The sequence below is a fragment of the Croceitalea sp. W27 genome, assembly GCF_055693185.1.
The window spans coordinates 3,925,818-3,950,252 of the sequence record NZ_CM146327.1; the positions used below are offsets into that span (position 1 = coordinate 3,925,818).

The 24,435-nt window shown below is 35.5% G+C and carries 20 protein-coding genes; 10 read left to right on the forward strand and 10 right to left on the reverse strand.

Translation table 11 applies throughout. The annotated features are described in order from the left end of the window. Positions 1-32: 32 nt before the first annotated feature. Entirely contained in the window at positions 33-1,046 is a 1,014-nt protein-coding gene (locus ACZ1GR_RS17920) for an NAD-dependent epimerase/dehydratase family protein (protein WP_472610217.1), read from the reverse strand. A 318-nt stretch (positions 1,047-1,364) separates the two neighbouring features. Between ACZ1GR_RS17920 and ACZ1GR_RS17925 the strand changes: the two genes are divergently transcribed. Genes ACZ1GR_RS17925 through ACZ1GR_RS17940 form a run of 4 tightly spaced genes read left to right on the forward strand, consistent with a single transcriptional unit; the run spans position 1,365 to position 7,612 of the window. Beyond that, on the forward strand, positions 1,365-2,498 hold the full coding sequence (locus ACZ1GR_RS17925; RefSeq protein ID WP_472610218.1) for a DegT/DnrJ/EryC1/StrS family aminotransferase: 1,134 nt from the start codon (positions 1,365-1,367) through the stop codon (positions 2,496-2,498). Further along, positions 2,495-4,429: a polysaccharide biosynthesis protein gene (locus ACZ1GR_RS17930; protein ID WP_472610219.1), complete on the forward strand. Its 1,935-nt coding sequence runs from the start codon at positions 2,495-2,497 to the stop codon at positions 4,427-4,429. Before ACZ1GR_RS17925 ends, ACZ1GR_RS17930 begins: the two co-directional genes overlap by 4 nt. 14 nt (positions 4,430-4,443) lie before the next feature. Continuing rightward, positions 4,444-5,202 (forward strand): polysaccharide biosynthesis/export family protein, encoded by a 759-nt coding sequence (locus ACZ1GR_RS17935; RefSeq protein WP_472610220.1) that lies wholly within the window; start codon positions 4,444-4,446, stop codon positions 5,200-5,202. Positions 5,203-5,242: 40 nt separating this feature from the next. Beyond that, complete coding sequence (locus tag ACZ1GR_RS17940) at positions 5,243-7,612, forward strand: GumC family protein (protein WP_472610221.1); 2,370 nt, start codon at positions 5,243-5,245, stop codon at positions 7,610-7,612. A gap of 17 nt (positions 7,613-7,629) precedes the next feature. Here the strand turns inward: ACZ1GR_RS17940 and ACZ1GR_RS17945 are convergent, their stop codons facing one another. From ACZ1GR_RS17945 to ACZ1GR_RS17955, 3 genes are all read right to left on the reverse strand, one after another. Further along, positions 7,630-8,373 carry a tyrosine-protein phosphatase gene (locus ACZ1GR_RS17945; RefSeq protein ID WP_472610222.1) on the reverse strand — a complete coding sequence of 248 codons (744 nt, stop codon included), beginning with the start codon at positions 8,371-8,373 and terminating at the stop codon, positions 7,630-7,632. Between the two features lie 51 nt (positions 8,374-8,424). After that, the gene (mnmE, locus tag ACZ1GR_RS17950; protein ID WP_472610223.1) at positions 8,425-9,786 is read right to left on the reverse strand and encodes a tRNA uridine-5-carboxymethylaminomethyl(34) synthesis GTPase MnmE; all 1,362 of its coding nucleotides are present in this window, start codon (positions 9,784-9,786) and stop codon (positions 8,425-8,427) included. Between the two features lie 493 nt (positions 9,787-10,279). Continuing rightward, on the reverse strand, positions 10,280-11,356 hold the full coding sequence (locus tag ACZ1GR_RS17955; protein WP_472610224.1) for a thioester domain-containing protein: 1,077 nt from the start codon (positions 11,354-11,356) through the stop codon (positions 10,280-10,282). Positions 11,357-11,622: 266 nt separating this feature from the next. Here ACZ1GR_RS17955 and ACZ1GR_RS17960 point away from each other — a divergent pair, with 266 nt between their 5' ends. Then, entirely contained in the window at positions 11,623-11,982 is a 360-nt protein-coding gene (locus tag ACZ1GR_RS17960) for a DUF4870 domain-containing protein (protein ID WP_472610225.1), read from the forward strand. Positions 11,983-12,037: 55 nt separating this feature from the next. On the opposite strand, the gene dnaN is transcribed toward ACZ1GR_RS17960, so the two are convergent. The 5 genes from dnaN to ACZ1GR_RS17985 form a co-directional block, all read right to left on the reverse strand. Beyond that, complete coding sequence (gene dnaN, locus ACZ1GR_RS17965) at positions 12,038-13,156, reverse strand: DNA polymerase III subunit beta (RefSeq protein ID WP_377766646.1); 1,119 nt, start codon at positions 13,154-13,156, stop codon at positions 12,038-12,040. A 116-nt stretch (positions 13,157-13,272) separates the two neighbouring features. After that, entirely contained in the window at positions 13,273-14,943 is a 1,671-nt protein-coding gene (gene gldG / locus ACZ1GR_RS17970; protein ID WP_472610226.1) for a gliding motility-associated ABC transporter substrate-binding protein GldG, read from the reverse strand. After that, entirely contained in the window at positions 14,940-15,671 is a 732-nt protein-coding gene (gene gldF, locus ACZ1GR_RS17975) for a gliding motility-associated ABC transporter permease subunit GldF (RefSeq protein ID WP_472610227.1), read from the reverse strand. Before gldF ends, gldG begins: the two co-directional genes overlap by 4 nt. A gap of 4 nt (positions 15,672-15,675) precedes the next feature. Then, a complete protein-coding gene (locus ACZ1GR_RS17980; RefSeq protein WP_472610228.1) occupies positions 15,676-15,972 on the reverse strand; it encodes a putative quinol monooxygenase in 297 nt (98 codons plus the stop codon). Continuing rightward, a complete protein-coding gene (locus ACZ1GR_RS17985; RefSeq protein WP_472610229.1) occupies positions 15,973-16,803 on the reverse strand; it encodes an SAM hydrolase/SAM-dependent halogenase family protein in 831 nt (276 codons plus the stop codon). 138 nt (positions 16,804-16,941) lie between these two features. Here ACZ1GR_RS17985 and ACZ1GR_RS17990 point away from each other — a divergent pair, with 138 nt between their 5' ends. From ACZ1GR_RS17990 to ACZ1GR_RS18005, 4 genes are all read left to right on the forward strand, one after another. Next, positions 16,942-17,892 (forward strand): PhoH family protein, encoded by a 951-nt coding sequence (locus ACZ1GR_RS17990; RefSeq protein ID WP_377766651.1) that lies wholly within the window; start codon positions 16,942-16,944, stop codon positions 17,890-17,892. A 6-nt stretch (positions 17,893-17,898) separates the two neighbouring features. Continuing rightward, positions 17,899-18,852, forward strand: a complete 954-nt coding sequence (locus ACZ1GR_RS17995) for a phosphoribosylaminoimidazolesuccinocarboxamide synthase (protein WP_472611836.1) — start codon at positions 17,899-17,901, stop codon at positions 18,850-18,852. Positions 18,853-18,949: 97 nt separating this feature from the next. After that, positions 18,950-19,204 carry a DUF4212 domain-containing protein gene (locus ACZ1GR_RS18000; RefSeq protein WP_472610230.1) on the forward strand — a complete coding sequence of 85 codons (255 nt, stop codon included), beginning with the start codon at positions 18,950-18,952 and terminating at the stop codon, positions 19,202-19,204. Between the two features lie 3 nt (positions 19,205-19,207). After that, positions 19,208-20,983 (forward strand): sodium:solute symporter family protein, encoded by a 1,776-nt coding sequence (locus ACZ1GR_RS18005; protein ID WP_472610231.1) that lies wholly within the window; start codon positions 19,208-19,210, stop codon positions 20,981-20,983. Positions 20,984-20,988: 5 nt separating this feature from the next. On the opposite strand, the gene ACZ1GR_RS18010 is transcribed toward ACZ1GR_RS18005, so the two are convergent. Beyond that, complete coding sequence (locus tag ACZ1GR_RS18010) at positions 20,989-22,407, reverse strand: amidohydrolase family protein (protein WP_472610232.1); 1,419 nt, start codon at positions 22,405-22,407, stop codon at positions 20,989-20,991. A gap of 115 nt (positions 22,408-22,522) precedes the next feature. On the opposite strand from ACZ1GR_RS18010, the gene acs reads away from it, so the two are divergent. Beyond that, positions 22,523-24,430: an acetate--CoA ligase gene (gene acs / locus ACZ1GR_RS18015; RefSeq protein ID WP_472610233.1), complete on the forward strand. Its 1,908-nt coding sequence runs from the start codon at positions 22,523-22,525 to the stop codon at positions 24,428-24,430. The last annotated feature ends 5 nt before the right edge of the window (positions 24,431-24,435 follow it).

Sequence of the window (24,435 nt, forward strand, 5' to 3'; positions counted from 1 at the left end):
ATCTATTTTTAATTTGACCGTAATGAAACTATTTACATTTTGTAATACTTCTTGTACCAGTTGATAAATGAAGCTACACCATCAGTTATTGAGATTTTAGGTTCATGCCCGTAGTCCCTAACTAAATCACTTATATCTGCCCAAGTCCTTGTGACATCACCTGGTTGATTGGGTAAAAATTCTTTTATTGCTTTTTTGTTCAGTTTGGTTTCTATAGTGCTTATAAAATCTAAAAGCTTTACTGGTTTACCGTGTCCGATGTTATAGATTTTATAATTAACGCGTTCCTTTTTAGTATTTTCAATTATTCTAATAACCCCCTCGACAATATCGTCGATATAGGTGAAATCTCGTTCCATTTTCCCATTGTTAAATACTCTTATAGTTTTGTTTTCAATAATATTCTGGGTAAACAGAAACATCGCCATATCTGGTCTTCCCCAAGGTCCGTATACCGTGAAAAATCGTAACCCCGTTGTTTTAAAGTTGTATAAATGACTATAGGTATATGCCATTAATTCATTGCTTTTTTTGGTAGCAGCATAAAGACTTATAGGGAAATCAACATTATCAGACGTTTTAAACGGAACTTCTTTATTTAAACCATAAACACTAGAACTACTTGCATATACCAAATGATTTATGTTGAAATTTCTGCAGCATTCCAAAACATTAAAGAAACCATTTATATTACTTTCTATATAGGTTTTAGGATTTTCGATGCTGTATCTAACACCTGCTTGAGCTCCAAGATGGCATACAACATTTATTGCTTCCTCTTCAAATAAGTGATCCAGTGAATTTTTGTCTTCTAAATTTAGTCTGATAAAGGTAAAATTCGAAAATGTTTCACTATAAACTTTGTTGTTAAATTTTTGAGCGTCACTTTTTAAAATGCCAAGCTCTTTTAAACGGTCAAATTTTAATTGCGTGCTGTAGTAATCATTAACATTATCAAGGCCTATAACTTGATAGCCTTTTTGGAGCAATTTTTTTATGGTATAAAAGCCAATAAAACCTGCTCCTCCAGTAACCAGTACTCTCATTTGATTTATTAAGATTTGTTACATTTATTCATAGCGAAACCATTCTCTATTGCGTTATAGAAGATGAAAGCAAAAATACATATATAAAAAGTCTTTTTTTATTTTAAAAATTTAGAAACAAACTAGATTTTTAATGAAGGGTTTAAAAACATAATAAAAATAACCATGCAGTTAGAAGTGTTTTAAGGTTTTAAGGCATTGGGACAAGATACTACACTGTTTTTAAACGACTTTTTGGAACATATGACGATTTGTTCAATTAGAAAGCCCAATCTACATTTTTTCCTTTTATTTTTGTTTTGACCTTATACCCCTACTATGAATATTATCACCAATGAGAAAATATGGTTATCCTCTCCCCACATGGGAGGAACGGAACAACACTACATTAATGAGGCTTTTGATAGTAATTGGATAGCCCCCCTTGGACCTAATGTACAAGGATTTGAAAAGGCCATCGAGGATTTTGTTTCAAATGACATTCATGCGGCTTGTTTAAGTTCTGGAACAGGAGCAATTCACCTTGCTTTAAAGCTTTTAGGAGTTGGTTCAGGTGATGAGGTGCTTTGCCAGAGCTTTACGTTCTCTGCATCGGCAAATCCTATTACATATCTTGGCGCAAAACCTGTTTTTATAGATAGTGAGTTGGATACATGGAATATTTGCCCAATTTTATTAGAAGAAGCCATTATTGAAAAAGTTAATTCGGGTAAAAGGCCTAAAGCCATAATTGCAGTACACTTATATGGGATGCCCTATATGGCAAATGAGATTATGAATATTTCTAAGAAATATGGTATACCGGTAATAGAAGATAGCGCAGAAGCTTTGGGAAGCTCTTATGGCGGCGTTAAATGTGGCAGTTTGGGTGATATAGGAATCTTATCCTTCAACGGAAACAAAATAATTACTACATCAGGCGGCGGTGCTTTACTAACAAAAGATTCAAAAACAAAAGAAAAAGCAATTTTTTTGGCAACCCAAGCCAGAGACGAAGCTGCTCATTATCAACACTCTGAAATAGGATATAATTATCGTATGAGCAATGTTTTAGCGGGTATTGGAAGAGGCCAAATGGAAGTTTTGGAGGATAGGGTTGCCTCTAGAAGAGCAAACTTTGCATATTATAAGAAACATTTATTGCATTTGGAAGCGATTGATTTTCTAGATGAGGTTGAGGGTAGTTTTTCCAATAGATGGCTAAGTTGTATACTAACGCCCTCTTTTAAAGTGCGGGAGCAGATTCGAATTGCCTTGGCTGAGGAAAACATAGAATCTAGACCACTGTGGAAGCCTATGCATTTACAGCCGGTTTTTAAAAAAGCAGCTTCTTTCACTAATGGTGTGAGCCAGTCTCTTTTTGAAAGGGGATTGTGTTTGCCCAGTGGTTCTAATCTCAGTACTGATGACTTAGAACGAGTTTGTGAAATAATCATAAATGAACTTAAATGATTAGAAAGTATATTTTTGATAATGATAAGCATTATGCTTCTAAATGGACAGTATTGTTTGTTGACTTATGCATTGTTGGCATATCATTTACATTAGCCTATTTCATCAGATTTAATCTCAGTTTTAATTTTGAAGTTCAAAGACTTTGGTCCCAGTTACCTTTGGTTATTATTTTATTTCTCTCTTCATTTATTATTTCAGGTAGTTATAAAGGAGTAGTTCGCCATACAGGAATAAAGGATGTGTATGCCATTTTCAATGCTATTTGTATGGCCAGTATTGGTATCATAGGCATTATTCTAGTAAATAGACAAATAGGTTTCTATGAGAATTTCACAATACCTTTATCAATTATCATCATTAATAGTCTTTTGACCTTTATCGCTCTCACGGCCTCTAGATATGTTTTTAAAATCTGTTACGAGACTTTGATTAAAAGTGACAATGCCCCAACTACTAATTTATTGATTTATGGAGCAGGAGAGTCGGGAATAATTACCTATAACACTTTGACTAATCATTCAAAAATGAAAGTTAGGGTTATTGGATTTATTGATAGTAACCCTCAAAAGGTCGGTAAACAGATAAATGGAGTAAAAGTATTTAGCAAATCTAAATTGACGAAAGATTTTATTACCTATAATAACATTACCGAAATTATTTTTTCTATACAAAATGTGAATCCAAACCACTTGCGAAAATTGGTAAATGAAGTTGTTGACTTAGATGTTAAAGTCAAAATAGTTCCTCCAGTAGAGGATTGGATTAACGGAGAATTGAAGTTGTCTCAAATAAAAAGAGTACAGATTGAAGACTTATTGGATAGACCACCAATCGAGATAAAAAACAGTAAAGTAGCCAAAGATTTTGATGATAAAGTTATTATGGTTACCGGCGGTGCCGGGTCAATAGGTAGTGAATTGGTTCGTCAAATATGCAAGTATGACTATCGAACACTTGTCATAATTGACCAAGCGGAATCTGCACTTTATGATTTGCAACAAGAGTTGAAACAAGCGGGGTTTTTTAATTTTGTTCCAATTGTTAGTGATATTAGGGATAAAAATAAGATGAGAGTTTTATTTGATGAGTATAAACCCAATAGAATTTTCCACGCTGCTGCATACAAACATGTTCCTTTAATGGAACAAAATCCATACGAGGCCATTAAGATCAACATAGCAGGAACCAAAAATATTGTTGACCTTTCAATTGAATATGGGGTTGAGAAGTTCGTTTTTGTTTCAACAGATAAGGCAGTAAACCCGACCAACATTATGGGGGCTTCAAAACGAATCGCAGAAATGTATATTAGCTGTAGACAACAAGAAGAAAAGACCAAGTTTGTTACGACCAGGTTTGGAAATGTTTTAGGGTCGAATGGGTCGGTAATTCCATTGTTTAGAAAGCAAATTGAGAAAGGAGGACCTTTAACAGTAACTCATAAAGATATTACGAGGTATTTTATGACAATCCCAGAAGCTTCGCAATTGGTGTTAGAAGCGGGGGCCATGGGAAAAGGAGGTGAGATTTTTATTTTTGATATGGGTGAGTCGGTAAAAATATTGGATTTGGCTAAAAACATGATTAGACTTTCAGGACTTAATTATCCTGAGGATATTGATATAAAGATTACAGGACTGAGACCGGGTGAAAAACTCTATGAGGAACTTTTAGCGAATGGAGAAAATACCTTGCCTACGTATCATGACAAAATAATGATCAGTAAGGTTCGAGAAATAGATTATTCTTCGGTAAGAGCTAAGATTGATGAGCTCTGCGTTTCAAATATGTTTTTCAAAGAGAATACTGTTAAGTTAATGAAAAATATAGTTCCCGAGTTTGTTTCGAATAATTCTGATTTTTGTAAATTCGATGAGAAAAAGATGGAAAAAAAAGAAGAAACTTCTACTCAATTAGTAACCAAATAAGTATCTGAATAGGCATGAGAAATTTATCAATAATTTGTGTAATCATATTAGTTATATTTTCCTCTTGCGCATCGGGCGATGGGGTAGTTTATTTTAAAAACGCTTCTCAGTTCGAGACTTTGGTCAATGACAGTACTTTCGATACCAAATTCAAAGTAGATGATATTGTAAGCATCTATGTATCTACTTTGGACCCTGAGGCCAGTGCGCCCTTTAATCTTTTTAGAGGTGCACAAGAAGGTGGTATACGTGCAGAGCAGGTAAATTATTTGGTCGATAAAAATGGTGAAATTGATTTCCCCGTGGTTGGTAAAATTAAAATTGTAGGCTTGTCTCCAGCAGAAACAAGAACACTTTTAAGGCAAAAACTAGCTGATTATCTTGTAGATCCGATTATCAATATCAGAATTCAAAATTTTACGGTAACTGTACTTGGCGCAGTTAACAGGCCAGGGACCTATCCGGTTAATGGGGAACAAATTACCATTATGGAGGCAATTGGTCTAGCAGGAGATATTAATATAAAAGGTAAGCGAGACAATATAATGGTATTACGGGATTTTGATGGAACCAAAGTTTATCACCGCATCAACCTTAATCAAAAAGAGGCCTTAAAATCACCTGTTTATTACCTTACCCAGAACGACGTGGTTTATGTTGAACCGAATAAATCAGGGAAAACTGCTTCTAGTCTTGATCAAAGAGCAACTATAGCTGTTTCTATTGCTTCTGTTTTAATTACTTCTGCAGTAATTATTTTGACACGAAACTAGTCTTTATTTGAATTTACCCCAATAATCAACTATTGTATTGATGAGCGATAACAATTTGGATCTAAATGAAATAATCAATGGTTATCTAAAACATTGGAAATGGTTTTTGCTAAGCGTAATTATTGCTATAGCACTTGCATTTACTTATCTAAGGTATACTGTTCCGGAATATAGTGCAACCGCCAAGATTCAAATACTTGAAGATAAAAACTCAACATCAGAGCTAAGCGTTCTTCAGGATTTGGATATACTTTCTGGTGGAAAAACCCAGATTAAGGATGAAATCGAAATTTTAAATGCAAGAAGCAACCATATTGACGTTGTTAAAAAATTAAGGATTAATCTAAGGTATTTTATACTAGGCAATATTAAGAGTTCTGAAATTTATGGAAGTGAAAATCACCCATTTTCGATAAATTTTCTTGCAGCTGATTCAGTAATCAATAGTTCAAAGCATGAATTTTATGTTGACCTAAAATCAGATACTAATTTTGGTTATTCTGAGAGCGAAGATGAGTCTCCAAAGACATATACATTTGGATCTAATATTAAAACTGAAATTGGTGATATTATTTTGATTCCAAATACTAATAGATTAAAGAACTATAGGAATAGTAGAATTAAAATCATGTTAAGCCCTTTAGATTTTGTTGCCGAGGGGTATCGGTCAAGAATCAATGTAAGTGCTCAAGATAAACTTTCCAATATTGTAAATATTTCTATAATTGACCCAATTGAACAAAGAGCGGTAGATTATATCAATAATCTAATTATCACTAATAATAATAATGCTGTCAGTGATAAAAAGGCAATAGCCGACCGAACAACAAAGTTTATTAATGATCGTATAAGTGAAATTTATTCTAGTTTATCATCTGTTGATGAAACGGCTGAAAATTTTAAATCTAGTCGTGGGATCGCTGATTTAGGATCTCAATCCAATGTTAACTTTTCGCAAAGTGCGGCGGGTGAACAACAGCTACAACAGGCAAACATTCAATTGAATATTGCAAGTTCCATGCAAAATATGTTGGAAAATCAAGAAGGCTTTGATGTAATTCCTGCTGTTGGACTTTCCGATCAGAATATAGACAACTCTGCTTCACGATATAATGAATTGGTGGCACAAAGAAAAAGACTCCTAAAAAGTTCAAATGAGAAAAACCCTGTAATCGTTAAGTTAGATCAACAACTAGAAAGTTTAAAAAAAGGAATGCAGTCAAGTTTAAACAACGTTACCAATAATTTAAATTTGCAGGTTAACAGTTTGAGTAAACAGCTTTCTCAAATTAACTCTAGAATATATGCCGCCCCATCAAATGAAAGAGCATTAAGGGATATTTCAAGAAAACAACAAACAACAGAATCTCTCTATCTTTACCTTTTACAAAAACGGGAAGAGTCTCAAATTACTTTTGCCTCTGCAACCCCAAAATCTAAAATTGTTGATATGGCATATGGGTCTAACTTTCCAGTGTCTCCCAAACGTAAAGTAATTTATTTGGCATTCTTCATCTTGGGCCTTCTTGTTCCTTTCTCAATAATTTATGCAAAGGATTTATTAGATAACAAAATCCACAACAAAATTGGTCTGGAGGGAGTCATCGGAGAAAACTATTCTGTTTTGGCAGAAGTACCAAAGATTAGCAAAAAGGAGAGCTTGTTGATCACCAAGAATGACCGTTCGGTATTAAGTGAATCATTTAGAATCTTAAGAACCAATTTGGACTATGTACTGAATACATCTTCAAAAAATGGTGATGGTAAAATTGTTTTAATTACGTCAAGCGTTCCTGGCGAGGGTAAGACATTTGTGTCTTCAAATCTTTCTCTTATCTTATCTATTACTAGAAAAAGGGTTCTTTTGCTCGGAGGAGATATTAGAAATCCAAGTTTGCATAGTTTTTATTCCGAAGCATTAAAAGAAGATTTTATTTCCAAATCTACAAGAAATACTTTAAAAGGTTTCACAGAATTTCTGCACGACTCCGATTTAAGCTTAAAAGATATTGTAAATCCTGTGAACATTAACGACTATAATTTTGACATGATTTATTCTGGTCAAATTCCACCTAATCCATCGGAATTACTTATGAGTCAAAGGGCAAAAGAATTATTTGAACTTGCTAAAAATAAGTATGATTACATTATAGTAGATTCTGCACCTCTTTTGGCAGTAACCGACACTCTTATTTTAAGCAAATACGCTGACCAAATTATTTATACCACAAAAGCTGGTGTTACCCAGAGAAAAGTGCTGGAATATCCTATTCAACTTTTGAAAAAGGGAAAATTGAAAAATCTTTCATTTATCGTCAATGGTGTTAAAAGTAACTATTTGGGATATGGCGGCAAATATGGATACGGATATGGGGTTCAAGAAAAAAAATGGTGGCAATTTAGGAAGTAATGTATAGCCTATATTAATCAATAAAAGGTTTCAATTGTTTTATTAATTAGAAGTAAGACCTTATTGAGATTTCTCTTGTCTATTGTCACGTTGTTCTTTAGATGATTTAGATGCTTTAAATTGTGCACATCACTAGCAACAAAATCATATTGCCCATTATCTAAAAGTTTAAGGGCTTCGCTTTGAATTTCTTTACCATAATAGTTACTTAAGGAGAGCATATTAAGTTGATATTTGACCCCCATTGATTTGATTTTTTTGTGAGACTTTTTATCTGAATTTAGGTAGTGGTACCTTTCTGGGTGAGCAAGTAAAGGAAACATTTGTAATTGCTTTATTTTTTCGACTGAGACATCAAAATTTATACTAGGTTGTAAATAGGACATTTCAATTAATAAATGATTAGATTTTAAGGGAAGGATATTGCCGGTTTCCAATAGACTCTCAAAATTATCATCTATCATATGTTCTGCAGAATAGTCTAAATAGATGTTCTTGATATTATATTCCTCTATTTCTTTTTCTAATAGCTTGAAGGCTTTCTTTATAGTTTTAGGAGTGTTTTCATGGTAATTATGCATGATATGTGGAGTACAAATAAAATTAGTTACTCCGAACTCTAAAAACCCTTTGATTAATTTAATTGATTCTTCAATATTCTTTGCACCATCGTCAATACCAGGTAGAATATGATTGTGTATATCAACGAAACCACTTAAATGGTCAACTAGATATTCTTTTTTTGAGAAAAATGTAAACATGCATAAAATTTGGAATACAAATATACATCTACTAGAAGGGTATCTTATAATTTACTTTCCGATACAGAAATTAGAAAATATATTGCCTAACAGCTCATCATTAGTAACCTGACCCGTAATCTCCCCTAAATGATATATGGCTTCCCTAATATCAATTGCTACCAGGTCGTTAGAAACTCCATTGGACATGCTTTCGTTTACCTTTTGAATTTCTTCTAGAGCTTTTAATAAGGCATCATAGTGTCTGTTATTGGAAACAACAGTATCATTTTTTCCTAATGCTCCGGCATTAGATAATTCCAAAAGTATCGTTTTTAACCTATCTATACCAAAACCCGTTCTAGCTGCTAAAAAAAGAACTTTAGGATGCACTTTTTTTAGATATTCAATACGCTTTTTATCAACTTCATCAATCTTATTGGCAACAACTAATATATTTTTATCTGGATATTTACTCTTAAGTATTTCGATTTCAGTTTCTTTATTTTTTGAGGCTTCAAATAGATATATAACAAGACCTGCATTTTCCATTTTTTCAAATGTACGAGCTATCCCAATTTTCTCAACCTTATCATTGGTATCCCTTATCCCGGCAGTATCAATAAAACGAAAAGTAACGCCTCCAATGGAAATCTGGTCTTCTACGGTATCTCTTGTTGTGCCAGGAATATCACTAACGATAGCACGTTCCTCATTCAGTAAGGAATTTAACAAGGTGGATTTACCTACGTTTGGTTCGCCCACTATTGCAACTGGAATGCCATTTTTTAGCACATTGCCCAAAGCAAAAGAATCAATTAATTTTTTTAGGGTCTCGCTGATCCTGCTCAAAAGGTTATGAAATTCTGACCTATCAGCAAATTCAACATCTTCTTCTGAAAAATCAAGCTCTAATTCAATAAGCGAGGCAAAATTTAAAAGCTCTTCCCTTAGCTTTTGAATATCATTGCTAAAACCGCCTCGCATTTGCTGCAAAGCTATTTGATGGGACGTTTCACTATCGCTAGCTATTAAATCTGCCACCGCTTCAGCTTGACTTAAATCCATTTTCCCATTTAAAAAGGCTCGTAAAGTAAATTCTCCTGCTTTAGCGTTACGACAGCCATTTTTAAGAAAGAGTTGGATAACCTGTTGTTGAATGTATATAGAACCGTGACAAGAAATTTCGACTACATTTTCTCCAGTATAAGAATTAGGCCCTTTGAAAACAGATACTAAAACTTCGTCTAATACCTTATTGCCATCAATGATATGGCCCAAATGGATACTATGACTTTTCTGCTTCTTTAAATCTTTTTCACGAATAGATTTAAAAAAAGTTGCTGCCAATTCAATTGCATTATTTCCTGAAATACGAATAACTCCAATGGCACCCGATCCTGATGGGGTTGCTAATGCTATTATATTATCCATTTATCTTTATTAGGTTAAGATTCTTGTACAAATTTAATTTTCTAGTTTTTCCTTTTTTAACAAGTATAGTATTGATGCCTTGATAAAAATTGAAATAAAAACTCTATTCAATTAGCGTTTTTCATTTACGTCCAAAAATAAAATTCTTTGACGTGGATATTATATAGACTTTACAATTTTTTAGGTTTATATTCTAAAGCTTTTTAAGCTGAGTAAACATAGAAAATTAACAAATTTGCATTACAAACGAGTCATCCCACCAAAGTATAGTTTCCGAGTTCTTGAAGGTATGGTAAAGTTATTGATAGTATATGACCTAGAGGTGATCAGTACTAGGAAAGACTTCATTAGTCAGGAATTCTCGTCCAAAAAGAATAAATTTTTAATATAGTAAAAGTGTTGGAATAACCTCCAACACTTTTACTTAGTTTTTACATCCTATGACAATAATAATTCAAAAAGGAATTTAAATTATTATGGCCATTGTAATATGCTAATCACACACAACAGCATGTGCAATAACATAAATTTCTCCGGATAAGTTTTCTTGTATAGCATATTGTCCGGGCGCTACTGTGGCTTTACCTTTTTTATCTGTTGGAAACATAGCATTACCAGCATAGGTATGTGTTTCCTCTATTGAGTAAGCTCCGTCAATGTTATATGTTACATTTACATCGCCACCTATGTAACTTACATCAACCGTACCAACTAAATCCCCTTTACCTAAATCGCATTTACCAGCACCAGCATATATTTCATAGGTTTCATTACTGCCTTCGGCGAGTGGACCAATAGACCATCCCCATCTATTAAACCCATTGTTTATGAAACAATCTTCTTGGTCACCGCTAAAGGCAAAAGCGGTTTCACATTCTGATTCTGGTTCGCAATCAAGAGGAATAGGTATTATTAAAGTCTGACGGAAGTTGTTTGGAATCAAAATAATAGCCAATACCTCTCCTGGTCCTGGCTCATAGCCTTCTCCACTAGCTAATGCAGCGTCTACTATCTCTTGTCCTCTGTCCTCATTCCAGTCGTCACCAAGGTCATCACAAGTTTGACAATTGTTATCATCGATTAATTCCCAGATTGCCCATTGAACATCTCCAAAAGTGAAATCACCTCCAATGTTTGATTCTTTTTTTACAAAATCTTGATTCACTATCCAGTTGACCAAGTCAAAATTATCCGGATTCTCAAAATAAAAACTTGGAAAATCTCCATAGCTGGAATAAACGGACGCTTCAAAACATTCATTTTCTTCCATGTCAAGATCAATATCTACACACCATGCACCATAATCGCCAGCTAAATCTGTATCACTAACAGTTAAATCAAAGAAGGTGCCATTTGCATTAATACCTTTTCCAGTGGTACAAGCATTTACAAGTGATGGCAAATCAGGTATGAGTGATATGTCACAATTTGTTTCAGCTTCTGGTTCTTTATTTTTAACTTTTCCTTTACCATCAACACTATTAATATTGTTGGTGTCAAGAGGTTCAACCTCACAAGAATAAAAAGCGAACGTCATTACAGCCAAAGCTGAAAGTATTACTTTTTTCATTTTAATATGTATTTGTTAATTTTTAGTTAATGGGAACAATATAAATTTACCCCAATGATCATGTATTAATTTTATTCCCCGTTAAGAGGAATAAAAAATCGATAAAATGCAGCACCTTTTGTTTACCAAGCCTCAATTTAGAAATACTCAAGTTAATTTTTATAAATATTTTATTATCAATGTTTTAGATTAATAAGGGGAAGATTTTGTAACAATTTTTATTAAATAACTACCAATAAGTACATCATCATTAAAATCAATCAAAAATGGAATTAGTTAATCAGCAAGTTTTAAGAAAAGACAATACTCTTTTAGCAATAACACATCTCTCGCAATTATTACATTATGTAACCGGCTTTGGGGGCTTTATAGTTCCGTTAATAATCTGGTTAACATCAAAGAATAATGTTGAGGGAATGGACGAGCATGGACGCTCCATCGTTAACTTTCAATTAAGTATGCTCTTGTATATAATTCTCTGTATTCCAGGAATATTGTTATTCGGGTTAGGTATACTAGGGTTAATCGGAGTTGGTATATTAGGTTTTATTCTGCCAATCGTTAATGCAGTTAAAGCGGCCAACGGAGAATCTCCATCGAACTTTTTGACAATAAAGTTTATCTAAATAAAAAAGGCTAGAAATATTTCTAGCCTTTTTTGGTATGTAAAGGTCGATTAGTTTAACTGTTCAACATTACCGGCATTACTAACATGGTAACTTTCTCCCCCTCGTCTAAACCATCTGCCGGAGTTAAAATTCCCGCTCGATTCGGCAGACTCATTTCTAAAGAAACATCATCTGAAGACAAATTGTTTAGCATTTCTACTAAGAACCTAGAATTAAAACCTATCTGCATATCATCACCTTGGTATGCGCACGACAAACGTTCTTCGGCTTTGTTGCTATAATCAACATCTTCTGCGGATATATTCAGTTCAGCACCGGCAATTTTTAAACGTATTTGGTGGGTTGTTTTATTTGAGAAAATAGATACCCTACGAACGGAACTCAAGAATTGATTTCTTGAAATTGAAAGTACATTAGGGTTCTCTTTAGGAATTACCGCTTCATAGTTCGGATATTTGCCATCAATTAAGCGGCAAATTAATTCGGTATCGTCAAAAGTAAATTTTGCATTACTCTCATTATATTCAATTTTTACTTCAGATTCAGAGCCGGCCAGAATTCCTTTTAACAGATTCAAAGGTTTTTTTGGCATGATAAATTCAGCGACCTCAGAGGCGGTAACATCTGAACGTTGGTATTTAACCAATTTATGGGCATCCGTTGCCACAAAAGTTAGGTTTTCAGGTGAAAACTGAAAAAATACTCCACTCATAACGGGACGTAAATCGTCATTACCAGCGGCGAAAATAGTTTTGTTAATAGCTGTTGCCAATATGTCTCCTAAAAGCACCGTAGAACTCGGGTTAGAGAGTTCAACAGCTTTAGGGAATTCAGCACCGTCGGCGTATGCCAATGCATATTTACCATGGTTTGAACTAATCTCAATGGTATTGTTATCTTCAACAATAAAAGTCAAAGGCTGCTCAGGAAACGTTTTTAAAGTGTCTAATAGTAATCGTGCCGGTACGGCTATGGCGCCTTCAGAATCAGAATCTACGTTTAGTACAGAACTCATGGTAGTTTCTAGATCCGACGCGGATACTGTTAGTTTGGTATTTTTTAAATCAAAAAGAAAATTATCTAAAATAGGTAGCGTATTGCTACTGTTAATTACCCCTCCTAATACTTGAAGTTGTTTTAGTAAATACGTACTGGATACAATAAATTTCATCAAAAGAATTTTAGTGAACGGTGTTTTAAAAATCGTAAGTTGAAGTTTCTAAATCAAAACCGATAAAGACAAAGATATTTTAAAAGTACTTGCTTAAAAAACAATTTTATCAACACTTAGGGGCTAAATCTTTTTTTCCGATAGTAGGCAAAACAAATTTCTAAAAGGCTTATTAAAATTACGGGAGCACCAATGTTTATAAGCTGCCATTTTGATTTTTGCCCCTGCACTTTTCGAGTATCTAAGAGCGGAATAGAAACTTTTTTATTGCGAATGTTTATAAGTCCGGTATCATCAAGTAGGTAATTGATACTATTTACCAAAAACTCCTTGTTGCCATATGTGTTGTTCGTCCATTTATCATAACCTAAAGGCAAGGGTTTTCCGTTTCTTAATTGATTCTTTATTAGGTCTCCATCTGCAATAACCAACATCTTATTATTTACTCCTTTTTCAAGACTACCATTCAGTTTTGTTGGTTTAATTCTATTGGTATAGGCAGAACTAAATTCCCCTTCTACTAAGACTGCTAAAGGTAAATTTCCTTTGTTAAGGTATGATTCCTTATCAGATTGTTTGCTTAAAAGATTTAAACTTATAGGTCTGGGTGTTCCTTCCGTTTTTGATAAAGGCGACGATTGAAGCAGAATTGTTTTTTTATTACTGTTTGATAAGGTGTCGATGCTATTTGCAAATTGAAACCGAGAGGCTTCTATATTGGTGTTGATAGGATGATTATTTTTTGAAAATACCATAGGATGATATACCCATGGTAAAGGATTATACTGCGACTCATTGGCTTCACCGGAGGCTAAAACGATTGGGGTATTGTACAGGTCATTCAACAAAACCGGATTTATACGAACACCATATTTAAAGAAGAAATCATCTAAATTCAATTGACGTCGTAGCGCCAGGCTACTTCCTTTTTCGTTGAAAAGGCTATCCAGTTCTATGACTACATTATCTATAAGCCAAATTGATTTACCACCATTAACAATGAATTGATCTAGAACATATTTTTCCTCTTCGGTGAAAGCTTCCGTAGGTTTTGCAATTAATGCTAAATCAAAACCTTTGAGTTGTTCAAATACTTTTTGGGCATCATTCGCAACCGAGTCTAATGTTATCGCTCCAATATTATAGTATTCGCGAATAGAACTTAGGTAATCGGTCAGATAAATGTCTTCTAATTCTCCATTTCCTTTTAGAACGGCCACGCGCTTTTTTTCCGTAATGGCAAGTTTGGTAAAAGCGTCAGTAAATGCATATTCTAATTGTTGTACAGAATTGTTGATACGACCTTCCATTGAAGAACCTAACTTGTTTTTGAGCAATGGTACCTTTACCGTTTTATTATTATAATTTACCATTGCCCAAGGGAATACTAATTCTTGTGACACTTTGCCATTTTCCTCAATCGTGACGTTCGCGGGAGTTAAACCTATCTGTTGTAGTTCGGCTACGGTCTGTTCTCTTTGCTCACTATCTTCTAGGGGATCGACAAAATCAAACTTAATGTTGCTGTTTTTTGAGGCAAATTGCTGCAGTAATAAATTAGTTTCGGTCTTAAGCCTAGAAAACTCTGAAGGAAGGTTGCCTTCTAAGAGAATATCTATTATAACCGGCGTCTCAAATTTATTGATCGTCGTATAAGCTTCGTCTGAAAGGGTATACCTACTATCTTCGGTCAAATCGAACCTTTTGAAAAAATAATTGCTCAGCACATTTAGAATGACCAAAACAATTAACGCTTTAAGTATTGCTACAAGAAATTCCTTTTTCATTTAGACAAGTTTTTTAAACGAATATTGGTCAAATACAAAAAGAAAAACGTGCACCCTAAAAAATAGATGATATCGCGCGTGTCGATAATCCCTAGGGCAATACTTTCAAAATGGTTTTTCGCTCCAAAAGACTTTATGAATTCGCTTGTTTCGCCCACAGTGAACAATCCACTTAAGGCATTAAACCCATAAAAAATTAAAAATGAGATTGCAATGGCCAGAATAAAGGAAAGAATCTGGTTATCGGAAAGAGACGATGCAAAAATGCCAATACTGACATACATGGCTACTAAAAAAAGCAATCCAAAATACGAACCTAATACCGCCCCTAAATCGTAGTTACCTTCTGTGATACCGAGGTTTGAGATGGTGTAAACATAAATCAAGGTGGGCAGTATTGCCAGAACGCATAATACAAAAACACCCCAAAACTTTCCAAATACTACTTTGGCGGTTGAAATGGGTTTAATTAACAACAGTTCTAAAGTGCCAAGCTTTTTCTCTTCTGAAAAGCTTTTCATGCTTATGGCAGGAATCAGGAATAAGAACACCCATGGTGCCAATAAAAAGAAATTGCTCAAGTCGGCAAAACCATAATCAAAAATGTTGAACGCTCCCTTAAAAACCCAAAGGAATAGCCCATTTAAAACTAGAAACAAGCCTATAATCAAATAGCCTATTGGTGAAGTGAAAAAAGATTGGATTTCCTTTTTAAAAATTGCTAGCATAGTATTAACTCAAAGTAGCTTTTTTGTTTACGCTCCATGCTTCGGGTTTAGCATCGAACAAAATCTTGGTTTTAGCCCAAACGGCTTTAAAGAAGTCCGAATTTCGATATTTTTCAAGTGCTTCCGCATTTTCCCAATAACTATAGGTGAAAAATACATTGGGTTTTTCAGCTTCTTGATACAGCTCTAGAAAATTACATCCTTCAAAACTTCTGATCTGCTTTTTGGTTTCTTCAAAAACTTGCTCAAAACTAGAAATATTTTCTTTCTTAAAAGTCAATTTTACGATTCTGACCAACATTTATAAAAAGTTTATGGTTATCATGGCATCATTTGTAAGCCCCAATAGGGTAGAGGCACCGCCTACAGATTTTAAATCGCTTTTGTAGATAGCGATTTCAATATAACCGGAAGAATTAAAAATAGCTAGTAGGTCACTAGGGCCATTGCGCTGATTTTCAGGTAATTCATAATTGATAAAGCTATTATAGCTTTTATGAATGGCTTTTATTTTTTGTCTTCTAGCTATTAGCTCAAAAGGCCTTCCGTTTCTATAGGCTTCAAATAAGGTCTTGGTTATATTGGTTACTACATTGCCGTAGTTATCAATATAAATAACGTTGCCTAAAATAGTCTTGCCATCATTGGTTACCCGTGGTTCCAACTCTTTAATTTCCTTTAAGCCAGAGAAGGGCTTGCTTACCACGCCTAGTTTTCCGCCTCTTGCCAAATGGCAGGCCACTCTAACAAACACCTCGATCACCGGAAAAGAATTCACTTGAACATTGGGTAAGGTAATTTGTACAACTTGGTCTAGGTTTAGTTCTTTTGTGATTAATGATATGATACCATTATTGGCCCCGATAAAATAGTGCCCTTCAACCTGCACCACAATATGTTCGTTTTCGATAGACGCTTCAGAATCCATACCTATAATATGAATACTGCCTTCGGGAAAATGAGAATATGAATTTTTAAGAATATAAGCGCACTCTCTGGTGTCTAATGGTGAAATGGCATGCGAAATATCAACAATGGTAGCATCTGGCACTTCTTTTAAAATGTTTCCTTTAATGGCAGCAACAAAATGGTCTTTGTATCCAAAATCTGTTGTTAAAGTAATGATTGCCATGTAGTACTGTTAATATGTTTTTGCTCTTGAAAAGCCTTTTTTAATTATGTTTGTGAACAAGTTTAAGATGTAAAATTAAACAAAAACATTGCGCAATATTTTACAAAATTCTACAAATCCCTAAATAGTAAAATTTCTTTGAACGAACTGGTATTAGAACTCACCGAAATTAGCCCGCGAGATTTTTTTGGGCAGCAGAATGAAAATATAGAATTATTAAAAAAGTACTTTCCAAAGCTTAAGATTGTTGCTCGCGGAAGCAAAATAAAAGTGTATGGAGATGAAGAACTTTTAGAAGAGTTCGATAAGCGTTTCGATATGCTTACGGCCCATTTTGCTAAGTATAACAAATTGGATGAAAATGCCATAGAGCGAGTATTGACGAGTAATGGCGAACAAGAGAACTCATCAAAATCTAGTGGAGAGGTTTTAGTGCATGGCGTTAGCGGTCGTTTAATCAAGGCTCAAACAGCAAATCAACGCAGACTAGTAGATGCTAGTAAGAAGAATGATATGGTTTTTGCCATTGGCCCTGCAGGTACGGGTAAAACTTACACTGGTGTTGCTCTGGCAGTCAAGGCTTTAAAGGAAAAGCAGGTTAGAAAAATCATATTGACTAGGCCAGCTGTAGAAGCTGGTGAAAACCTGGGTTTTTTACCAGGAGATTTAAAAGAAAAGCTAGATCCTTATATGCAACCTTTGTATGATGCTTTGCGCGATATGATCGCTCCTGAAAAACTTGAAAAGTATATCGAAGACGGCACCATTCAAATTGCGCCAATGGCCTTTATGCGTGGCCGAACCTTAGATAATGCCTTTGTGATTCTAGATGAGGCCCAGAACACTACCCATGCCCAAATGAAGATGTTTTTGACCCGTATGGGTAAAAACGCAAAGTTTTTATTAACAGGCGATCCAGGGCAGATAGATTTACCGCGACGTGTAATTTCCGGATTAAAAGAAGCACTTTTGATTCTTAAGAATACCGAGGGTATTAGTATTATTCACCTAGATGATAAAGACGTAATTCGCCATAAACTGGTTAAAAAGGTTATTGACGCATACAAGAATATTGAGCACCAAAACTAGTTCATGATGTCAAACACAATAATGGATACCAATTTCCATTTCGCAGGTCAGAAATCTGTATATAAAGGAAAAGTAAGAGAGGTATACACTTTAAATAACGATATTTTGGTTATGATAGCGACAGATCGTCTTTCAGCTTTCGATGTTGTCATGCCAAAAGGTATTCCTTACAAAGGGCAGATTCTAAATCAGATTGCAACTAAAATGATGCAGGCTACCGAAGATATTGTGCCGAATTGGTTAATGTCAACACCAGATGCCAATGTTGCCGTGGGTAAAGCCTGTGAACCTTTTAAGGTAGAAATGGTAATTCGTGGCTATATGTCCGGTCATGCCGCTAGAGAATATAAAGCAGGCAAAAGAATGCTTTGTGGAGAGCCAATGCCAGAAGGTATGAAGGAGAACGATAAATTTCCAGAACCTATTATAACTCCGGCAACAAAAGCGGAAAAGGGAGATCATGACGAGGATATCTCAAAGGTGGATATTCTTAGAAAGGGGATTGTTTCCGAAGAAGACTACGCAGTTCTAGAAAGTTATACAAAAGCTTTGTTTAAAAGGGGAACCGAACTGGCTGCGCAACGCGGATTGATTTTGGTAGATACCAAATATGAATTTGGTAAAACCCAAGAAGGTGAGATTGTTTTGATTGATGAAATCCATACGCCTGATTCATCACGTTATTTTTATGCTGATGGCTATCAAGAACGGCAAGATAGCGGCGAGGCTCAAAAACAACTTTCTAAAGAATTTGTGCGTCAGTGGTTAATTTCTAATGGTTTTCAAGGTTTGGAAGGGCAAACGGCACCTAAAATGAGCGATGAATATATCAACTCGGTCTCAGAGCGTTATATCGAGCTGTACGAGAGTATTATGGGTGAGCCTTTCGAAAAGGCGGATATCACCAATATTCAAGAACGTATTGGGCAAAATGTATCTACCTACTTGAATACTATATAATAGAATTCAATTGTTTCCTTGTCATGCTGAGCTTGTCGAAGCATCTTTTTTCATGATTATTTTTGGTTTTCATATCTTTCATGAAATAACCAACCAAATGGATTCCTCCCAACGCAAAAAATACTGGCGAGAAAATTTAAAATACCTCTCCATTCTACTCTTTATCTGGTTCATAGTTTCTTATGGATTTGGAATTCTACTCGTAGATCAATTGAACACCATTCGATTAGGTGGTTTTAAACTAGGTTTTTGGTTTGCCCAACAAGGCTCTATTTATGTTTTTGTGGTACTCATTTTTGTTTATGTGAGATTGATGAATAAGTTGGACAAAAAATACGGGGTAAACGAATAAGCTATGGGTATACAAACTTGGACATTTATTATCGTAGGGCTCACATTTGCTTTGTATATCGGTATCGCGATTTGGTCTCGAGCAAGCTCTACAAAAGAATTTTATGTTGCCGGTGGGGGAGTTTCCCCACTGGCAAACGGATTGGCCACGGCAGCGGATTGGATGTCCGCTGCATCGTTTTTAGGAATGGCAGGTATAATCGCCTTCTCAGGTTACGATGGCTCGGTGTATTTAATGGGTTGGACAGGAGGTTACGTATTGTTAGCACTCCTCTTAGCGCCTTACTTAAGGAAATTTGGAAAGTTTACGGTTCCAGATTTTATTGGAGACCGCTATTATTCAAACGTAGCTCGAACAGTTGCCGTAGTGGCAGCTTTATTTGTTTCATTTACCTATGTAGCAGGGCAAATGCGCGGTGTGGGGGTAGTTTTTTCTCGCTTTTTAGATGTTGAGGTAAATACGGGTGTCTATATCGGCATGGCGGTAGTTTTATTCTATGCTTTTTTAGGTGGCATGAAAGGCATCACCTATACCCAAGTAGCACAATATTGCGTGTTGATTTTTGCCTTTATGGTACCTGCTATTTTTATATCCCTTATGGCTACCGGAAACCCTGTTCCGCAATTAGGAATGGGTTCTTCAGGTACCGATGGTGTATATCTTTTGGATAAGCTAGACGGATTGATGACGGACCTTGGCTTTACCGCTTATACCGACGGTACAAAGTCCACCACAGATATTTTCTTTATAACCGCCGCTTTAATGCTAGGAACTGCTGGTTTACCACACGTAATTATTCGATTTTTTACGGTTCCCAAAGTAAAAGATGCCCGTAAATCTGCAGGATACGCTTTATTGTTTATTGCCATTTTATATACCACAGCGCCGGCCATTGCGGTTTTTGCGCGGACTAATCTCATGGAAACTGTTCAAGATACGCCGTATAAAGAGATTCCAGATTGGTTTACAAAGTGGGAAGACACAGGGCTAATTGCTTGGACTGATAAAAATGGAGATGGTAAAATTCAGTATTTGCCCGGTTCAGCAGTTGAAGGTAAAAAGCCTATGTTTTCTGAAGCTCGGGGAGCAGTAGGGCAGCGATTAATTACCAACTCAAGTGCAACTAGAAACGAATTGTACGTAGACCGTGATATTACCGTATTGGCCAACCCTGAAATAGCAGGGCTGCCCAACTGGATTATCGCTTTAGTTGCGGCAGGTGGTTTAGCAGCGGCACTGTCTACCGCAGCGGGCTTATTATTGGTCATTTCAACATCCATCTCGCATGATTTGATTAAAAAGCAATTTGCCCCTAATATTTCGGATAAAAAAGAATTATTGATTGCTAGGGTATCGTCGGTATTTGCGGTAGTAGTTGCTGGTTATTTTGGTATTAATCCACCCGGTTTTGTAGCCTCTGTGGTTGCTTTGGCCTTTGGCTTGGCGGCTTCATCCTTTTTCCCTGCTATTGTAATGGGGATTTTTAGTAAACGCATGAATCGAGAAGGAGCAATTACAGGAATGATAGCTGGCTTAGCTATTACGAGTTACTATATCGCACGTTTTAAATTAGGTTGGATTGGCAATCCAGAGACTAGTACCGCTAATGATTGGTGGTTTGGTATCTCGCCAGAAGGTTTTGGTACTGTTGGAATGTTGGTAAACTTTGTTATTGCTATTGTAATTTCTCGTTTTACTGCTCCGCCTCCTGCTGAGGTTCAAGAAATTGTAGAAAATATTAGAATCCCAAGTGGAGCAGGAGATGCGGCCGAACATTAATCAAATTATCGAATCCCTACCAAACCTTCAGCTGCTTTAAATAGTTTTTTAGAATCATATCCAATACCATTTTTAAATACTGTTTCTATATTTCGTATTTCAGAAATATCTTTACTAATATCTCCATCAATTAGTACTAAATCAGCAATTTTAGTAGCAGTAATTGTACCTAAAGAATTTTCCTGTTCAAGATATTTTGCACCATTTAATGATGCTATTTGTATGGTTTGCGGAATAGTAAAGCCCATTTCAACAAAAAGCTCTAACAAACGCATATTTGCATAACCGGCAACTATTCTACCATCGTACGTAGGGTCAGTGCCAGCTACTAATAACCCACCGGCATCAAAAAATTGCTTTTCCCACACCTTTGCTTTGTTAAAACGTACATAATCAATAGAATCTTTTCCTTGCTTACTGCTCCATCTTTTGTATACTTTTTCTTTTGCGTTGGTAAAAAGGGCATCAATTCCACCTCCGGGCACTACTTCTCTATTGGTGTAGGGTTCAAATACATTGATTGTTGAGGTCAATGCTACTTTTTTACTTACTAAGTGTGTAATCAAATCAGAAACTATCTTAGCATTTACTGAGGTTTCTAGCATAGCCTTGTTCATTTCAAAAGGTTGGCATTCATTTTCAACCTTATTTTTTATAAAATCACTGCTAGCAAAAAAACCATGTTCAAGATTATCAATACCAATATCTGCTGCTTCACGATAGGTTATGGAGCATAAATGCCCTGTAACTTTCATATTTCTGGAATGGGCAGCCTTGACAATGGCTCTTAAATCATCTTTGGTAATGAAATTGTAAACTTTTACCGAAGTAACACCCATATCAGCATAAAAGTTGATAGCATTAACAGCTTGTTCGGCGCTATCAAAAGGACCTAATTCATAAATATTAAGTCCTTCTCTATCTAAATGAGGCGTAGTTACATCCATATTTGGTCCAGGAGTTTGACCTTTATTAATTGCTTTTTTGATGTTAACATCCGCCTGTGGCATTATACTTCCAGCGGTACGCATAGAAGTTACACCGGCTGCCAAATAAAGTTTTGGAAAAGAATAACTCATTTGGTCTACACCATAAATTTGTTCGGGAGTACTTTTAGGATAGAATAAGTGTTCGTGTAGCATTATTAAACCAGGAATAACACTTTTTCCAGTCATATCTATTACTGTAGCGCCATTTGGAGTTTTTAAATCAACACCAACTTGTATGATTTTATCTCCTTTAATTATAATATCCTGATTGGTTTTAGCTGCTGAGCCAGTGCCATCTATTAAGGTAAGATTTTGCAATAAATAACTACCCCGCTCATGAGAAACATATTTTCTTGTTTCTTTGGATAGATTGGACTGACAAAAGATTGGGAAAACAATAAAAAAGGATAGGATAGATAGAAATAAACTGCGCATACACTTGGTTGATTAGGTTGAGTTACACAATTTACTATTTTATCTTTTTAAATAAACAGAGAACAATAAAATTAACCATTAGCTTTTACTATTTTTAAGTTTCAAACTTTAGTTAATGAGCAACTACCATATCAAACATTTAGAAGAGTATTTTCAGGTATATCGCAAATCGGTTCGTAATCCAGAGGCCTTTTGGGAAGAAATTGCCGAAGAACACTTTATGTGGCGCAAAAAATGGAATTCTGTCTTAGAATATGATTTTACAAAACCCGAAATTAAATGGTTTGATGGTGCTCAACTAAATATCACAGAAAACTGTATTGATAGGCATTTGCATATTCGTGGTGATAAAACAGCCATTCTATTTGAACCTAATAACCCAGACGAAGAAGCCCAGCATATTACTTATAAGCAATTGCACGCTAAAGTGTGTCAGTTTGCGAATGTTTTAAAATCGCAAGGCATCAATAAAGGGGATAGGGTAGTTATCTATTTGCCTATGATTCCGGAATTGGCTATTTCAGTTTTAGCATGCGCAAGAATAGGAGCAGTGCACTCGGTAGTATTTGCAGGTTTTTCTGCTACCGCGCTAAGCACAAGAATTAATGATTGTGAGGCAAAAATGGTGATTACCTCAGACGGTAGTTATCGTGGTGCAAAAACAATCGACTTAAAAGGCATTGTAGATGATGCTTTAGAGGAATCCCCAGGTATTGAAACTGTTTTGGTGGCTAAACGTATCAATTCAAGTATTCAGATGAAGGAAGGTCGTGATAAATGGTTATTACCACTTTTGGATGCTGAATCTACAGATTGTGAGCCAGAAATCATGGAAGCGGAGGACCCATTGTTTATTTTATATACTTCTGGTTCCACAGGTCGCCCCAAAGGGATGTTACATACTACAGGTGGCTATATGGTGTATACCGCTTATACGTTTAAAAATGTGTTTCAGTACAAAGAAGACGATGTGTATTGGTGTACTGCCGATATCGGTTGGATTACGGGGCATTCCTATATCGTTTACGGCCCGTTGGCTAATGGTGCTACTACAGTAATGTTCGAAGGGGTTCCTTCGTATCCAGATTTTGGACGTTTTTGGGACGTTGTTCAAAAGCACAAAGTGACACAATTTTATACTGCACCAACTGCAATTAGAGCTTTGGCAAAAGAAAACTTAGATTTTGTAACTAAATATGACCTTTCTAGCCTTAAAGTTTTGGGTACCGTAGGAGAACCAATTAATGAAGAAGCCTGGCATTGGTATAATGACCATGTAGGAGATAAAAAATGCCCCATTGTAGATACCTGGTGGCAAACAGAAACAGGTGGAATTCTAATTTCGCCGATACCATTTGCAACACCAACAAAACCAACATACGCTACACTACCTATGCCCGGAATTCAACCTGCATTAATGGATGAAAATGGCAAAGAAATATTTGGTAATCAAGTCGATGGTCGTTTGTGCATAAAATTTCCATGGCCTTCAATTGCTCGAACCATTTGGGGAGACCATAAACGCTATAAGGACACTTATTTTTCTGCTTTTAAAGGCATGTATTTTACAGGTGATGGCGCCTTACGTGATGAGGTTGGCTATTACCGCATTACAGGTAGGGTAGATGATGTAATTATTGTTTCGGGACATAATTTAGGTACCGCACCTATCGAAGATGCTATAAATGAGCATCCTGCTGTGGCAGAATCTGCAATTGTAGGTTTTCCGCATGACATAAAAGGAAATGCTTTGTATGGCTATGTAATTTTAAAAGAAACTGGTGAGTCTCGTGACCGTGAGAATTTGAAAAAAGAAATCAATCAGGTAATCACAGAGCATATAGGACCTATTGCCAAGTTAAATAAGATTCAGTTTGTGCCAGGGCTTCCAAAAACTCGAAGTGGTAAAATTATGCGTCGCATACTTAGAAAAATAGCATCAAATGATATGGGTAATTTAGGGGATACCTCTACCTTGCTAAATCCTGAAGTGGTAGAGAACATTATCAAAGAGCGTTTATAAACTCA

What these genes read in the sequence shown, in the direction of transcription:
- ACZ1GR_RS17945 (WP_472610222.1), bottom strand. Translation starts at nt 8,373, where the DNA reads ATGTTTACATTTTTCTCAAAAAAAGAATATCTAGTTGACCATTTAAGT.
- ACZ1GR_RS17995 (WP_472611836.1), top strand. Translation starts at nt 17,899, where the DNA reads ATGTCAAACACAATAATGGATACCAATTTCCATTTCGCAGGTCAGAAA.
- ACZ1GR_RS17920 (WP_472610217.1), bottom strand. Translation starts at nt 1,046, where the DNA reads ATGAGAGTACTGGTTACTGGAGGAGCAGGTTTTATTGGCTTTTATACC.
- gldF (WP_472610227.1), bottom strand. Translation starts at nt 15,671, where the DNA reads ATGCTAGCAATTTTTAAAAAGGAAATCCAATCTTTTTTCACTTCACCA.
- ACZ1GR_RS18000 (WP_472610230.1), top strand. Translation starts at nt 18,950, where the DNA reads ATGGATTCCTCCCAACGCAAAAAATACTGGCGAGAAAATTTAAAATAC.
- acs (WP_472610233.1), top strand. Translation starts at nt 22,523, where the DNA reads ATGAGCAACTACCATATCAAACATTTAGAAGAGTATTTTCAGGTATAT.
- ACZ1GR_RS17925 (WP_472610218.1), top strand. Translation starts at nt 1,365, where the DNA reads ATGAATATTATCACCAATGAGAAAATATGGTTATCCTCTCCCCACATG.
- gldG (WP_472610226.1), bottom strand. Translation starts at nt 14,943, where the DNA reads ATGAAAAAGGAATTTCTTGTAGCAATACTTAAAGCGTTAATTGTTTTG.
- ACZ1GR_RS17940 (WP_472610221.1), top strand. Translation starts at nt 5,243, where the DNA reads ATGAGCGATAACAATTTGGATCTAAATGAAATAATCAATGGTTATCTA.
- ACZ1GR_RS17930 (WP_472610219.1), top strand. Translation starts at nt 2,495, where the DNA reads ATGATTAGAAAGTATATTTTTGATAATGATAAGCATTATGCTTCTAAA.
- ACZ1GR_RS18010 (WP_472610232.1), bottom strand. Translation starts at nt 22,407, where the DNA reads ATGCGCAGTTTATTTCTATCTATCCTATCCTTTTTTATTGTTTTCCCA.
- ACZ1GR_RS17960 (WP_472610225.1), top strand. Translation starts at nt 11,623, where the DNA reads ATGGAATTAGTTAATCAGCAAGTTTTAAGAAAAGACAATACTCTTTTA.
- ACZ1GR_RS17980 (WP_472610228.1), bottom strand. Translation starts at nt 15,972, where the DNA reads ATGTTGGTCAGAATCGTAAAATTGACTTTTAAGAAAGAAAATATTTCT.
- ACZ1GR_RS17955 (WP_472610224.1), bottom strand. Translation starts at nt 11,356, where the DNA reads ATGAAAAAAGTAATACTTTCAGCTTTGGCTGTAATGACGTTCGCTTTT.
- dnaN (WP_377766646.1), bottom strand. Translation starts at nt 13,156, where the DNA reads ATGAAATTTATTGTATCCAGTACGTATTTACTAAAACAACTTCAAGTA.
- mnmE (WP_472610223.1), bottom strand. Translation starts at nt 9,786, where the DNA reads ATGGATAATATAATAGCATTAGCAACCCCATCAGGATCGGGTGCCATT.
- ACZ1GR_RS17935 (WP_472610220.1), top strand. Translation starts at nt 4,444, where the DNA reads ATGAGAAATTTATCAATAATTTGTGTAATCATATTAGTTATATTTTCC.
- ACZ1GR_RS18005 (WP_472610231.1), top strand. Translation starts at nt 19,208, where the DNA reads ATGGGTATACAAACTTGGACATTTATTATCGTAGGGCTCACATTTGCT.
- ACZ1GR_RS17985 (WP_472610229.1), bottom strand. Translation starts at nt 16,803, where the DNA reads ATGGCAATCATTACTTTAACAACAGATTTTGGATACAAAGACCATTTT.